The sequence below is a fragment of the Blastococcus sp. CCUG 61487 genome (genome assembly GCF_005222955.1).
GTDB lineage: Bacteria > Actinomycetota > Actinomycetes > Mycobacteriales > Geodermatophilaceae > Blastococcus.
The window spans coordinates 1-14,308 of record NZ_LWUA01000077.1 but is presented as its reverse complement, the minus strand read 5'-3'; the positions used below and the strand labels follow the sequence as shown (position 1 = coordinate 14,308).

Annotated in this window: 8 protein-coding genes; 3 read left to right on the top strand and 5 right to left on the bottom strand. The window is 69.8% G+C overall.

Annotation, left to right across the window (positions count from 1 at the left end; genetic code table 11):
• Positions 1–3,452: MobF family relaxase (gene mobF / locus A6V29_RS06050; protein ID WP_249933050.1), on the bottom strand; the 3,452-nt coding region annotated here is incomplete at its 3' end.
• A gap of 776 nt (positions 3,453–4,228) precedes the next feature.
• Between mobF and A6V29_RS06045 the strand changes: the two genes are divergently transcribed.
• The 3 genes from A6V29_RS06045 (at position 4,229) to A6V29_RS06035 (ending at position 10,246) form a co-directional block, all read left to right on the top strand.
• Entirely contained in the window at positions 4,229–5,368 is a 1,140-nt protein-coding gene (locus A6V29_RS06045) for a toll/interleukin-1 receptor domain-containing protein (protein ID WP_170977719.1), read from the top strand.
• A 150-nt stretch (positions 5,369–5,518) separates the two neighbouring features.
• Complete coding sequence (locus A6V29_RS06040; RefSeq protein WP_137159478.1) at positions 5,519–8,389, top strand: NACHT domain-containing protein; 2,871 nt, start codon at positions 5,519–5,521, stop codon at positions 8,387–8,389.
• Between the two features lie 312 nt (positions 8,390–8,701).
• Complete coding sequence (locus tag A6V29_RS06035; RefSeq protein WP_170977718.1) at positions 8,702–10,246, top strand: exonuclease domain-containing protein; 1,545 nt, start codon at positions 8,702–8,704, stop codon at positions 10,244–10,246.
• A gap of 939 nt (positions 10,247–11,185) precedes the next feature.
• On the opposite strand, the gene A6V29_RS06030 is transcribed toward A6V29_RS06035, so the two are convergent.
• The 4 genes from A6V29_RS06030 to A6V29_RS06015 form a co-directional block, all read right to left on the bottom strand.
• Positions 11,186–11,524 carry a hypothetical protein gene (locus A6V29_RS06030; RefSeq protein ID WP_137159476.1) on the bottom strand — a complete coding sequence of 113 codons (339 nt, stop codon included), beginning with the start codon at positions 11,522–11,524 and terminating at the stop codon, positions 11,186–11,188.
• A gap of 20 nt (positions 11,525–11,544) precedes the next feature.
• Positions 11,545–12,303: a GAF and ANTAR domain-containing protein gene (locus tag A6V29_RS06025; protein WP_137159475.1), complete on the bottom strand. Its 759-nt coding sequence runs from the start codon at positions 12,301–12,303 to the stop codon at positions 11,545–11,547.
• 61 nt (positions 12,304–12,364) lie between these two features.
• Positions 12,365–13,165, bottom strand: a complete 801-nt coding sequence (locus A6V29_RS06020; protein ID WP_249933049.1) for a GAF and ANTAR domain-containing protein — start codon at positions 13,163–13,165, stop codon at positions 12,365–12,367.
• Positions 13,166–13,388: 223 nt separating this feature from the next.
• Positions 13,389–13,655, bottom strand: coding sequence for a hypothetical protein (locus A6V29_RS06015; RefSeq protein ID WP_137159474.1), 267 nt, complete (start codon positions 13,653–13,655; stop codon positions 13,389–13,391).
• Positions 13,656–14,308: the final 653 nt, after the last annotated feature.

Sequence of the window (14,308 nt, the reverse complement as noted above, 5' to 3'; positions counted from 1 at the left end):
CCACCCCACGGGGCACGGCCCAGCAGGCGCTGGGCCCAGGCCGGCGCAGTGGCAGCGGTCATCTCGGTCGCGGTGGAGGCGATCCGCGCCGCGCGGGCGGTGACGTAATCGGCGCGGGCGGTCAGGTACGTCCCCCACCGCGGATCGTCGACCAGGGCGGCCGGAATGCCGGGCAGCCACGACAGCGGGCCGGCCGGACCGGACACGGGCAGCCGGTGGTCGAGGACGGCGGCGGGGTCGGTCGCCGTCTCCAGCTCCCGCGCCTCGGCCGTCGTCCTCAGGACGACGACTGGGTTGGCGCCGGTGAGCGCGAGCAGCGCCAGGTGTCCGCGCAGGGCTGGCCACGCTGGCGCGCTGGATAGCCCGGGGTGGAGGCGCTCGGCGCTGTTCTCCAGTTCTTCTGCAGTCGCGGCATCCAGACGGTGGTCGGCGGCGACGCGCAGCGCGTCGGCGTACCGCGTCGCGGCGGCGTGCAGCTGCTCGGCAGGGTCGGCCAGCGTCCGGCGCGCGCCGCCTGCGGAGATCTGGGCGCCGTCGCGGGCCAGCATGCCGGCCAGCAGGTCGGTGGCGGTGGGCGGTGACACGGCGGCGGGGGTGACGATGCTGTGCGGATCGCCGTCGCCGACGGTGGCCAGGTACAGGTGGTTGGCGGCCCGCCCACGGGAGAGCGCGACGTAGAGAAGCTGTCGCGACTCGCCGCCAGTGAGCACGGTGTGGCAGACGTCGGCGGTGACGCCCTGGGCGCCGTGCACCGTGGTCGCGTAGCCGAGCTGCACGTGCTCGGCGACGTAGCCCGCCGGCAGCGTGATCCGCCGCCCGGTGCCGGTGTGGACGACGTCGAGGGCACCGTCCCGGCCGACGGCGTGGACGGTGAAGCGGTCACCGTTCTTGACCCACTCGGTTGCGGTGATCGGCAGCCGCCGGTTGTTGGCACGGGTGATGACCGGGTCCCCGGCCCCGGCGCCGGTGCCGTCGGCCAGCTCGACCTCTGCACCCGAGGACGAGGCAGCGCCTGCCAGCCGGTCGGCCCGCGCCCGCTGGTTCAGCTGTGTGACTAGGTTCCGGGTGGCGGCCAGCAGCAAAGCGTCCGCGCCGCAGGCGGAGTCGGCGGCCCAGGCGGCGTAGGCCTGCTCCGCGCAGGCAGCCAGGTCCCCGACGTGCACCCGGCCGGCATCGAGGTAGAAGCCCAGCCCGAGTGTGTCGCCGTCCCGGACGGCGACGGTGGCCGCGGACTCCGCGGGGTCGGTGAAGCGCACCAGCTGGGTGAGGGTGACCGCGCCGTGGGTGGCTGCGATCTCCGCCAGCACGCCGCCGGCGGCGACCGAGGTCAGCTGCTGGTGATCGCCGACCAGCCGCACCGATCCTCCCCGCCCCAAGACGTGCTCGACGGCGCGGGCCAGCTCGCGAGTGCCGGCCATGCCGGCCTCGTCGACGATTACCAGCGTGGCCGGCCCGATGCCGGCCACCCATTCGGGCGCTTCCCCGCGGTCGAGGCACCAGATGAGCTTGGCCAGCGTGTCGGACGGAGAGCTCAGGGACTCGCGCAACCCGGCGGTGGCCACGGCGGAGGGCGCCAGGCCGAGCACCGTCCCTCCGTCGGCGGTCCAGGCGCGAGCCAGGGTCGCCAGCGCAGTCGTCTTGCCCGCTCCGGCTGGAGCGAGGGCCAGCTGCACCCGGGCACCGCTGCCGGCCAGCTCGCGCACCAACTGCGCCTGACCAGGATTGAGCTCGGCGCCGTTGGCGGTGGCTTCCAGCAGCGCCAGCTCCACGGTGGCCTGATCGGCGCGACGTCCGTCGCTGCGGCCGGCGGCGGTGAGCAGTAGCGCCTCGGCGTCCAGCACCTCCTGGCTGGTGTAGAGCCGGGCGCCGGTGACGGTGTAGACGCTGGCCCCGTCCGATCGCCGCAGCTCCGGCGGCTCGACCACCGGGTCCGCCTCGCCAAGCGGAACGGACAGATCGGGAGAGAGCACGCCCTCGGTGACCCAGGTGACCGCGACGTCCACATCGTCCGGTGTCAGGCCGGCCGCGCGCACCACCCGCTCACTCTCGGCGCGCACGTGCCAGACCTGCCAGGTGGCCCGCGCTGCCGAGACGGTGTCCAGCACCCGGACGGCGGCCGACCGGACCCAGGCCTCGGTGACCCCCGGGTGCGGGGACCCGCGAGCGCCCAGTACGCGACCGAGCATCCGAGTGATGCGGTCGGGCCCGCCGAGGACGGCGGCGGCCTCCCGCCGCCAGGTGGCCCGCTGCTCGGCGAGAGAGCGCGGCTCGTGCTTGGGGCCGCGGGTCTCCAACGTCGCCTGCTGCGCCAACGCGATCGCCTCCACCGCCGTGGGCGGCCGGCCGTGGTCGCGCTGGAAGTCGCCGGCCAGCACCGCGCGACGGGCATTGATGTCCCGCCGCCGCGATGACCACGCCGTCAGGAGTCCCTTCTCGATGCCGGCGATCTCCCGCACCGTCCGCCGGCCCGGCTTTGGGTCGAGCCGGTCGGCGAACCGAACACCCAGGCGGGTGACCAGGTGTGCCTCCAGTCGGGTGTCGTAGCGCTCGGAGGCGGCGACGGCTGCCTTGTGCAGCACCCGCCCGTCCAGCGCCCGCCAGTCCCCGTCGCGTGTCTGCACCTTGTTGCTCACCGCCACATGGCTGTGCAGATCGGGATCGCCGGCGCGGGAGTCGCGGTGGGTGAACACCGCCGCGACCAACCCGGTGGTCTCCACCTGTCGCACGCCGTCGGTGCCCAGCCGGGTGAAACATGCGTTGGCTTCCAGCCAGGCCAGGGCGTCGGCGACTGCGGCGGCGTGGGCGGCCTCGATCTGCTCGGCCACCGCCCGCGGTGCCAGCGCCCACAACGCCGACACCGACTTGACGGGGGAGAAGGTGAGGTCGTAGCCGGCCACCGCCGTCGTTGCCGGCCGTGAGGCGCGGGCGAGCAATCCCGATATCTCCCGGGCATCGTGCGGTGCGCGGCCGTAGGCCTCGGCGAACATGACCCGGGCGAGGTCGCTGCGAATCCGCGCGCGGTCGTCGTCCGGGACCGGGGCTGTGGCCGGCTGCCCGCGGGCAGTGTTGAAGGCGGCGAACTCCTCTGCGCAGCGGGCTCGGAAGCCGTCGGCTTGAGGAGCGAAGACGTAGAAGGCCCGCCCCAGGGCTCCCGCCGCCCGCGCCTTCTGCGGCGTCTGTCCTCGAGCCACTGCCTCCTTCTCGAGTCGATCGGCGTCAGGATGCCGCCCCTCCCCGAAGAGCGACTCCATCTGCTCCTCGGTGACGGGCCGACCGGCGCTCACTCCGCTGAGCCCGGCAAGGCCGTTGCCGGTCCACCTGCCCGGGGACTCTCCGCGCTGGGAGTAGTAGTCACCCAGGCCCGTGTGCCCCCGCTCTGTCGCGTCGAACGCTGCGACCTGCCGCGTCAGGTACGTGTAGCCGTCCCCGGCAGTCAGCTTGTGCAGCGTCATCACAGAGGCGGACCGTAGGAAGGCGGACTCCACTACGGCTTCCGCACTTCCCCAGTGGCTCGATGGCGCGGAGTGTCGGCCAGGAGTCCGCGACGATCGCGTAGACGGGGACATGACACGGATCCCCGCGCGCGACGACGAAGGCCTCGCTCGGGAACCCTCAGGCTCCTGGGCGTGGACGCCCGTCACCTGCTAGCAGACCGACACGGACCGGCTGCCCGAAATGCAAGACGTGTGTCCCTCTTGATCTTGTGGGTTCTCAAGTGACTAGGTGTCGGTGGAAAGCCGTCGCAGCGGTAGTCCAGCGAGTCGGGCGAAGGGTGTGTCCGAAGGTGGCCGTTAGGACCCGGGGCGTTCGCCATCGGCTCACTCCTCCCGCGAGTCCCCACGGCGCCCGTCGGTGCTCTGGCAGACTCGCCTGAGTGCCGGGTCTGGAGGAAGATCCCATCCGGGATGCAGCCACCTGGGTCCGAGAGCATTCGGCCATCGCTGCCTACGCCCTCGACCGGTTTCGAGTCACTGGGGAATGGCCTCTCCGCACAAGCGTCCAGCGGTTCTTGGACAGATCGGGCAGTCCGGACGATGTGGATGCTGCCGCCAGGTCCATGCCCCGTCTCCATCGCACGCAACACTTCCTAGGAGACGGTCCTCTTCACCTTCCGCTGCACGTTGTATGTAACCTGGAGACACCAGACGCGATCCGGCTGACCACGGCATGCTTGGCAATTCTACGGCGCGTCAATCTGCTGTATATTTCGGACGATGACGATCCCCGGATGACTAATCAAGACCCAGTCATCAACGAGGACTTGAACGCCGACCAAGCACTAATTGGTCGCGCGGTGGATCTGATTTTGAGCTCCCCGCCCAGTCCTTTCGGGGGTGGTACTCGAAACGGCGATTCCTGGGGCTATGAGATCAATGGCTTGGTGGCTAGGCGGCTCGGCGCGCTGGAAGGCATCGACGATTACCTCGAGCAGCAGCATCACCTCGCTCGCGAGGAGGCTTCCAACATGGCTGGGTTCGTTGGCCAGAATTCAACATCGCAGCAGGGCGGACCGGACGACGGTCAAGAGGAGAACGCTATGCAGAGTGAGCGCAAGATTTTCTTGAGTCACGCTTGGGCGAACAAGCCACTGGCGGACCAGTTTCGCGACACTCTCGTGCTGGGGGGCGTGCCAGAGTCCCGCTTCTTCTACTCGTCGGACAGAGCCACCGGGATCCCGTCTGGGCAAGACGTCGGAACCTACTTGCGCGAGTCCCTGCGAGGGGCTGGGCTCGTGATCGAGTTGATCTCCCATGACTTCCTGGGTAGACCAATGTGTCTCATGGAACTTGGTGCCGCCTGGGTGATGGGGGTCTCCACGTACCCAATCGTCATCCCACCGCTCTCTCGAGAAGAGGCGGTCAGCAAGGTGGGCAATGTTCAGATGGGACTGCTCGGCGACGACTCGCAGGTCACGGATATCTTCAACGAGCTCTACGATCGCCTGAACAACCTTCTCGGATTGCGCCTTTCTTTGGCGGCCTGGAATCGAGCCGTTACTGGCTTCAGGGCGCAGCTCCCAGCTCTATCGCAGCAGGCGACTGGCGCCCATCGCGGGCTGCCCTCCTCTCCGCCTCGAATGACGAAAGCGCTCGGTCGAAGCGCGACCAGCGGCGAGAAACTGACGTTCGACAACATCTCCATCATTGAGGGAAGGCGTGGGAAGCAGTTGGTCGCTGAAGTGACCAACGTCGATGATGTCGAGCATTCTGCTTCCATCAAAGCTACCTTTTACGACTCGTCGAACACCATCGTCGGGACTCGGAGCAGTGTCATCAATCAGGTCGGACCCGGAGCGACAAAGACACTCACAATCGATGGGGTCCCCGAGCACGCCCGAAGCAAGCTTCAGATCGACACCCTCGTCTGAGGCACCAGGAAGCCGCGCGCATGGAATTCACGCGTGATCCGCCTTGCTCTTCGGTTGACGGCGTTGCAGCAGGCCACCTGACCCCTTGCGCCGGCTGCCGGTCCTCCACCCAACTCGGCGGCACGCGCCCGGCTCGGAGAGGATGGGCGCGTGCAGTACGCGCTGAACAGCCTCGGCCCGCAGCAGTTCGAGGACATGGTCCGTGCGCTCTGCCTCCACGAGTTCGGCCCTGGCGCCACCGCCTACGGGCGGGGCCGTGACGGCGGCCGGGAGGTGGCCTACAACGGTGAGCTGCGCATGGGCTCGGGGGAGACCTGGACGGGCCGCACCGTTGTCCAGGCGAAGTACCGCATGGAGCCACGGGACCCGGCGGACAACCTCGCGTGGCTGCGGAACGAGATGTCCAAGGAGCTCAAGGCCTGGGCTGACCCGACATCCGAGCGCCGCCGGAAGGGCCACCTCCCGGACAACCTGATCATTGCGACCAACGTGTCGTTGTCCTCGGCGGCCGGCGGGGGCATCGACGCCGCAGACGCCGAACTCAAGGCCCTCGCCGAGCAGCACGGCGTCCCGCTGAGGGCCTGGCGCGTGTGGCCGGCGCAGCAGATCACCGCGCTGCTGGCGACGGCGCGGGACGTCCGCCTCGCGTTCGGCGGGTTCCTGACGCCGGGCGACGTCCTCGGCCAGATCGCCGAGCGGCTCGACCTCGACGACGAGAACCTCACCGGGGCCCTGACCGCCCACGCCGTCAAGGAGATGCTGGGGTCACGCTACGTCGCCTTGGACGCCGTGGGCTCCGACGACGACGACCGGGTCAGCCTCGGACACGTCGGCGTGGACCTCCCCGGCCTCACCCTCGTCACGGTCGGCAACGTCAGCGAGCTGAAGACGGTCTCGACACTGGATTGGCTGGTTGGCCACGCGGACGCCGTGCAGCAGTACCGACCTGACCCCCACGAGCCCCACGCGCTGATCATCGGCGGACCGGGCCAGGGCAAGACCACGCTCACCGCGTTGCTCGCGCAGACCTACCGGGTGGCCCTGCTCGACGGCTCGTCCGCCCTCAGCTCCGGAGCCGCCCGGCTGCACGCCGAGTTGTCCGAGCAGTTCCGAGCGGCCGGTCTGCCGACGCCACGGAACCGCAGGTGGCCCATCCGGGTCGACCTGGCAGCCTTCGCGGAGTTCATCACCAGCACCGGGCACGCGTCAGTGCTGCGCTATCTCGCCCAGCGGATCGCCGCCGAGTCGCCCCACGAGATCTCGTCCTCGCAGCTGAGCCGGTGGTTGGGCCGCTACCCGTGGCTGCTCCTCCTGGACGGACTCGACGAGGTGGCTTCGCCGAACCTGCGCACTCAGGTCTTGGAGGCCATCTCCGGGTTCCTCGTCGATGCCAGCGCTGCCGGCGCAGCCGACGTCGTCGTCGTCGCGACCACACGTCCCGAGGGGTACGCCGACGAACTGGACGCTGCGGATTTCGCTCCCGTCACCCTGGAGCAGCTCACCACCGACCAGGCACTCGCGTACGCCGACCGCCTGGAGTCGTTCCGGCATCCGGACAACCGCGACCTCCAAGCGCACGTCCGCGCCCGTCTCGCCGAAGCTGCCGCCATGTCGATGACCGCCCGGATGATGCAGTCGCCGCTTCAGGTCACAATCATGTGCCGACTCCTGGAGCGCCGTCAGCGGGTGCCGCAGGAGCGGTACGCCCTGTTCGAGGCCTACTTCGACGCGATCTACAACCGCGAGATCAACAAGAAGGGGCACATCTCCACGTTGCTGGAGGACCGCCGCCGAGACGTGGAGTGGGTGCACGAGCGGGTAGCCCTCACCTGCCAGGTGGAGGCCGAGACGGCTGACGGCGTCAACGCGGCGATCCCTCGTTCCCAGCTGCGCGAGCTGGCCCTCCAGCGGCTCGTCCGCGAGGGGATCGACGAGAAGGAGGCGGGCACCATGGCTGCCCGGATCGCAGACGCCGCCCTGCAGCGCCTGGTGCTGCTGGTTCCTCACGGCACCGGCGACAGCGTCGGCTTCGAGATCCGCAGCCTGCAGGAGTTCCTCTCGGCCCGCGCTCTCGCCACGGCCGCGGACACCGAAGTCCTCGGCCGTCTACGACAGTTGGCCCCCTCGGCGCACTGGCGCAACACATGGCTGTTCGCCGCCGGCCACCTGTTCCGCACGCGCGAGTGGCTGCGCGACAGCGTCCTGACCCTGCTGCGCGAAGTGGACGTGACCGACGAACTGACGGAGTTCGCGGCCCCCGGCGCCGAGCTCGCCGCGGATCTCGTGCAGGACGGTCTCGCTGCCCGTTCCCCCGACAAGAACCGCGCGCTGGCTATGCACGCGCTCGACGACGTGCAGCGGGCCCCGGGCCTGGGCTGGCCGGTGCTCGCGGAGACGTTGCTGCTGGCCGCAGAGGATGAGTTCACCCGTAGCGCCATCGTGCGGTCCACCAGCGCGGCGCTCGCGCAGGGCGGCGGCGCTCGCGCCACTGCGCTGCTGCTCTGTGACTGGTGGAGGCGCAGGACTGGGCCTCTGCCGGCGGAGGCGCGACGGCTGTGGCTCACCCAGGAGTCCCGCGACGACGTCCGCCCCGGCTTCATCCGACTGGCCCCCGATCGTGGCGAGCACGGCCTCCGCGAGACGATGGACCGCAGAAGGTCCGTCCGCGACTACCTGGCCGACCTGATCACCGATGAGACCGAGCCGGCCCGCCCCTTCGTTGAGCTGCTCGGCGGCCGCGTCGTCACCGCCGAGCCGCTGAACCCCGTCCACGACGAGGAGCTTGCCCTTGATGCCCTTACCGTGCCGCACGCCTGGGTCGTGCACCGTGGTCCCCGCCCCGACATCCAGGACATCGACGACGCCTTGATCACCGGAGACGCTCGCCACGCCCTCCGCCGGCTCCTCGACGCCGTCCCGCCGGCCGACTGGCACGTCGTCAGCACGGTGCGCGCCGACCTCCAGCACTGGCTCGGCCGCCGGCCGGTGAGCAACGGCCTGTTGCGCGCGGTGTACCCGTAGCGCCCCGCGCAGGCCGCTGTGTCGGTCCACTCCCAGCGGCGGGAGCAGCTGCTGAGCACGGCATGGCAACGGCCGGGGTCACACGCCCACCGGCCTCACTCCCCGCGGCAGGATGCGGTTTGTCGTTCCCCACGCAAGCCCGCCGCGCCACACCTGCACCAGGCAGACCGGAAACAGCCGGTTTCGTCGGCGGCGGCTGGCATGCTCCACCGGATTACGACACGGGGAAGGGCGCGACATCCAATGGGCTTCTTCGACAGGTTCCGCAGGTCCAGGTCCGCGCCGATCGCGGCCGAGCATGCGCGGACCACCGTGCACCCGCTGCCGCCCGGGCCGCCGCCGCTCGTGGGCTCCAGCGGCATCCCCGGGTTTGCCGTCATCGACGTCGAGACGACCGGACTGTCAGCCAACAGCCACCGCGTCCTCGAACTCGCCATCGTCCGCACCGACCCGGCAGGGCGGGTCCTAGACGAGTGGGTGGGCCGGTTCAACCCTGAGGGGCCGGTCGGAGCCACACACATCCACGGCATCCGCGATCGCGACGTCGCCCGGGAGCCACGGTTCGCCCAGGTGCTGCCCGAGATCACCGCCCGGCTGGCGGGCGCCGCGATCGCCGGCCACAACGTGCGATTCGATCTGGCCTTCCTCCGCGCTGAGTACGCCCGCGCCGGCTGGGCGATGCCGCACCTGCCGGCGGCCTGCACCCTGGATCACAGCCGCGACCACCTGCCGCACCTGAACCGCCGCCGGCTGTTCGACTGCTGCGCGGCCAGCGGCATCCGCCTCGACGGTGCGCACTCCGCGCTCGGCGACGCCCGCGCCACTGCGGTGCTGCTGGCGAGCTACCTCGACCCGAAGTACGGGTGCCCGCCGGCCGCGAACCTGCTGATGCTGCCGGACCTGGGGCGGCAGGTGAGCTGGCCGACCGCGCCCGGGGGGGTCCGCCCGCCAGCCGGGCTGCCCGACCGGGTACACCGCAAGATCACGGCCGAGGCGGCCCCGCCGCCAGCGGAGCCGCTGGTCCGGCTGCTGGAGGAGTTCCGCCTCACTGACGCCCTCGATGAGGGCGCACCCGATGGCGCTCTGTCCTACCTGGAGCTGCTCGCCGAGGTCCTGGAGGACGGCGTTCTCACCGACGGCGAGCGGGCCGCGCTGCTCGACCTGGTCGGCATCTATGACCTCGACGACGCTGCAGTCGCCGCCGCTCACCGCGGGTTCCTACTCGCCTTGGCCCACGAGGCGCTCGACGACGGCAAGGTCACACGAGCAGAGCGGGCAGAGCTCACCCACATCGCAGAGTTGCTCGGCGTGCCGACGAAGGTCGTCACCGCCGTCCTCGACGCCGCCGAGCACGCCCGGCACCAGCGCTTGTCGGCCTGCCTGCGGCCGCTGCCGGCCGACTGGGCGCTCGGCGAGCCGCTGCGCGTCGGCGACAAGGTCGTCTTCACCGGCTGCGACGACAACCTGCGGAACCAGCTGGAACGGCGTAGCGAGCAGCTCGGTGTGCGGGTGTTGGGCACGGTGTCGTCGCGGACGGCGATACTCGTCACCGACGGCCGCTTCGCCGGCGGCAAGGCGGAGGCCGCAGCCGAGCACGGTGTCCGCTGCGTGCACCCGGATGCGTTCGTGACGCTGCTCGACCACCTGCAGCCGGCTACGGCGAAGCCCACACCCACGGTGCCGCGGCCGAGACAGCACACATCAGCACCGGCCAACGTCGCCCCGGCGGGCTCCTCTCCGGCGGCTGTACGTGCCTGGGCCCGAGCCAACGGTTACGACGTCGGGGAACGCGGCCGGCTTCCGGCCGAGGTGTTCGACGCCTACCGCCGAGCCCAGGCCGCCACGCCCCAGCACTGAACGGGGCCGCGGGCGCCCTTGTGTCGATGCACGGGTGACACCCCCGCCCCGCTATCGCTTGGCAGATAGCGGCATCGAACTCGCCGCGGCCTGCCGACCGGGAACGAATGGCGCTCCACTACCAGCGCAGGGCGCAGCGGGTTGATCTGCCGCCGCTTCATGTGGACAACACGCGCCGGCACGGTGGCAACCGGGCACGAATGGCTGACGTGGTTGCAGTTGTGGTTGCAGTCGGCAGCGTTCGGGTCAGTGCGCCAACGTTCGCAGGTATGCGAACCGTCAGGTCAACCGGCTTACGGAACGGCGGCGAACCGCCGCGAACGCGATCATGACGGCCTGGCAGTGAGGGAGAAGCGACGGGTGCGAGGAAACCCTGCGGAGTTCCGTGTGGGAGCGCATAGGACTTGGGCACCCGGCGAGGTGGCAGCCCGTGCCAGCGCTAGCCGTTCCCAGTAGGCCGCATGGCAGCGTCTGCCTAGGGTGTCGCCGTGCAGGGTCACGGTGGGGTCATCGTGTCGTTGGCAGTCGGCCCTGACATGACTCCCTACGGGATGCCTATGCAGCTGTGTCGACACGGTGAAGGTCGTGTGGGTCGTGCCTTATCCGTGCCTTAAGCACCGGCCAAAGCCAGTGTTCAGCGGTCAGCAGCGGGCAGCACCGTCAAGGCACGGGAGCGGCGTCAAAGCCCCGCTGACCTGTGCAGACGGGCATACGAGCCTGGTCAGCGCGTGGAGCGGGTGACCGGGATCGAACCGGCATGGCCAGCTTGGGAGCCCGGGGCCGAAAGCTGCATTTGTGCTTCTTGCCGCTGAGTCAAGCGAATGCCATGGCGTCCGCGTGCCGCAAGCGACTCTGGTCGAAGCCGTAGGCGGCTCCCGCGTCGCAATCGGCGGACGACCCCCCTCTGGTCTAGCGCGGGAGGCGTCTAGTGGGCGGTGATCAGTCGGGCTTTCTGGTTGCGCCAGGGCTCGACCGGGGCCGGCCGAGCAGCTCCTCGATCAGGCCTGGCAGAGGCTCGTTGGCGGAGGAGTCGGGCGGGGCTCCTGCGACGGGCACGCGGGCGGCCCTATAGATCTCGCTGAGTCGCTCGTTCACGGCGACGGCAAGAATGTCCTGCTCGAGCGTGTCTAAGGGAAGGACGCCCTGGAGGTAGCCGTCGATGTCGAACTCATCGTGGTTACCGCCGAGGGCCAGATAACGCAGCCAGAGCTCCTGGACGGTCAGTTCCCCCCGCACCCGTGCCGTCTCGCAAACGCGGTGTCGATCGTCGGTGTCCATGGCGATGGGGCCGCCTGCCGTCAGGCTTGCGAGCGGTCGGCGTCACGGGTGGCCACCGCGTTCAGGAGTTCGCGCGCGACCTTCTCGATGGTCTGTCCCGACCGTGCGGCGATGTCGGCGAGCAGCGTGAAGGCGGCGTGCCGGTCGCCCGCTCCCCGTGTCATGAGCACACCCGTGGCCTGGCTGATGGCGTCGCGGCTGCCCAGGGCATCTGTCAGCTGGCGACTGAGGCGGCGGGCCTGCTGCAGGCTCTGGGTATTCGCGAGGAGGATCGCCGCCTGCTGGGCGAACAGGCTCATCACGCGCTCGGCATGAGCGTCGTAGTTGTCCGGCCGGTCGGAGTAGACCTTGATGGCGCCGATGGCTTCGTCGCCGGCCACGAGAGCTGCACTCAGCACCGATCGCACCCCCACGGCGGTGACCGCTGTGCTCCACGCGGGCCAGCGGGTGTCCGTGGTGGTGTCGTCGATGCGCACCAGCTGCCGGGATCGCCACGCGGTCAGGCACGGTCCCTCGTCGAGCTCGTACTGGAGGCCGTCGGCCTCTTCCACGGCCTGGTTGGACGACGCTCGGGAGCGCTTGCCGTGGTCGTCCACAAGGGTGACGCCGGCCCCGATGGTGCCGGCCACGGTCACCTCGGCCAGTGTGGTGACCAGTCGAAGGGCACTGTCGACCGTCTCCCGGGACAGGACGAGACCGGCCATCTGCCTCACGGCGGGGAAGACGTCGGCGGGCTCCTCCTCCAATCGGTCACCAGGTCGGCTGGCAGGGTCGGTCATGACGTCCCCCTCAGAGGTAGGATCTGGGTCCGTGAGGAGCGACAGGCTCCGGTTGGCCGCACTACTGGGGCCGTTCCGTGACTCCGGCGACGATCGCGACGGCGATCTCCCGGAGCTTGCGGTTGGCACGTTGCGAGGCCGCGGCCAGGATGTTGAACGCCTCGGTCGCGTCGCAGCGCCGTTGGGCCATCAAGATGCCCTTGGCCTGCTCGATGACGGCACGGTTCCGCATGGCGATCTCGAGGTTGTCGGCCCGCTCTCGGGTGGTCTCGTACAGATGCATGTTCCGAACGGCCGCGGCGGCGTAGGAGGCGAACTCGCGGGCGACGGCTGAGGCCTCGGAGCCGAAGGCGTGTGCGTCGACGGCGTAGAGGTTCAGGGCGGCATGGACGGTCTGGTAGACCGGAACCGGGACGGCCAGGGAGCTCAGGCAGCCGTGCTCGACGCAGACCCGGGTGTAGTCCGGCCAGCGGGTCTCGGTGCGGGCGTCGGCGATCTCGCGGAGCTCTTCCCCGACCGCGGCTTCCAGGCACGGGCCGTAGCCACGGCTGTACTGGGTCTCGTCCAGTTGCAGGGCCAGCGCGCCGGTGTAAGCGGCCGTGGTGGCCTTGTCGTTGACGACCACGCTGACGGAGGACTCCGCGACGCCGGGTATCGCTTGCTTGGCGAGCACGGCGACCCGCTGAAGGACCGACTCCATCGATTCCTGGCCGAGATCGACCCGGCCCAGTTGGGCGATCGCCTGATGCGCGTCGATAACCGGTGTGGTCGATGCTGGATGAATGTTCACGGCAGTCCGGCCTGTCTGCTCGGCCGAGGGCGAGAGAGGATCTCGTCGACGACGGAGATGCGCTGGGCGCACCTCCCGTGGTCGCGAGGCCGCTGCCTGACACCGCGATTGCCGCTGTTCGCGGCGTGAGGCCAACCGTACGCCACGGCTCGGCCGCCACCGGGGTGCGCATTCCGATCGTTTCAGCGGCCTTGTCAGAGTGCGCGGGTGGGCCGCACAAGGCCTGACGCGCCCGGCCTATCCGGCCCCCTGGGGAAGTGACACAGGGCTGGGCGCGGCGGGGCGGCCGCCGCTGCTAGGTCCCAGCAGGAACGTCGAGACCCTCCCGGATCGGGACGAGGCTCGGGCTGCCGACGTCCCACAAGGCTTCGTTCAGAGCCTGGGATAAGGCGTTGTGCTCGCCGTCTGGCCAGAGCGCGGTGCCGTCGATGTAGTGGGCCAGATCGGTGCGGGAACGGTTGCCGCCGCACTCGAGGTAGGCCCACCACAGCGGGTCCGATCCCAGGTCTCCGAGCCGATGGGCGACGACGGTCAGGGGGCAAGCCAAGGCAGTGCCGGTCATGAGAGTCCTTTCGGGAACGACAATGGATTGCGATACGCAACCGGGGCTCCGGCGACGCGTGGAGTGAGAGGGCATCCCGTGCCCACAAGAGGAGCGGCGCTGCCCGGCTGAACTGCACAAACGGACATCTGAGCTGGTCAAGACGTGGAGCGGTGACCGGGATCGGACCGGCATGGCCAGATTGAAAGTCCGGGTATCTCAGCCCGCTCGCTCATGTCCGCACTCTTCGTCACGTCAACGAGGTCGAGGCAGGCCATCGACTTCGTCCGCGCGAGAACTACCCCTGGGTGGGGCCGTGCCGGAGAAGGACTGGAGGAGCTCGGTAGGCCGCTCGTGAAGGGTTTCACGGGCATCGGCGTTCGGCCGCGCGGTTGCGTGCTGACCGTGGTCCACAGCGTTGAAGCGTGTCCACAGATGCAAGCCGGTGCCGTTCGGCCGACTACACCTGATTGTTCTGTGGTCATCGCCAGTGGCTGCCAGCAGCAGCCATCGGTGACGTCCCGCTGAGTGGTGGATGTAGTCCTCACCGTGTTGGTCAGCGGTGTGGTGACTATGACGCGATCAGGGCCGGTTGCGCCACCTCCTCGACTGGCTGGGGCCGGTTGAGCTGGGCCATGGAGCCTTCGGAGAGGTTGAATCGTCCTGGGGTGGGT

What these genes read in the sequence shown, in the direction of transcription:
- A6V29_RS06045 (WP_170977719.1), top strand. Translation starts at nt 4,229, where the DNA reads ATGACTAATCAAGACCCAGTCATCAACGAGGACTTGAACGCCGACCAA.
- A6V29_RS06030 (WP_137159476.1), bottom strand. Translation starts at nt 11,524, where the DNA reads ATGGACACCGACGATCGACACCGCGTTTGCGAGACGGCACGGGTGCGG.
- A6V29_RS06025 (WP_137159475.1), bottom strand. Translation starts at nt 12,303, where the DNA reads ATGACCGACCCTGCCAGCCGACCTGGTGACCGATTGGAGGAGGAGCCC.
- A6V29_RS06015 (WP_137159474.1), bottom strand. Translation starts at nt 13,655, where the DNA reads ATGACCGGCACTGCCTTGGCTTGCCCCCTGACCGTCGTCGCCCATCGG.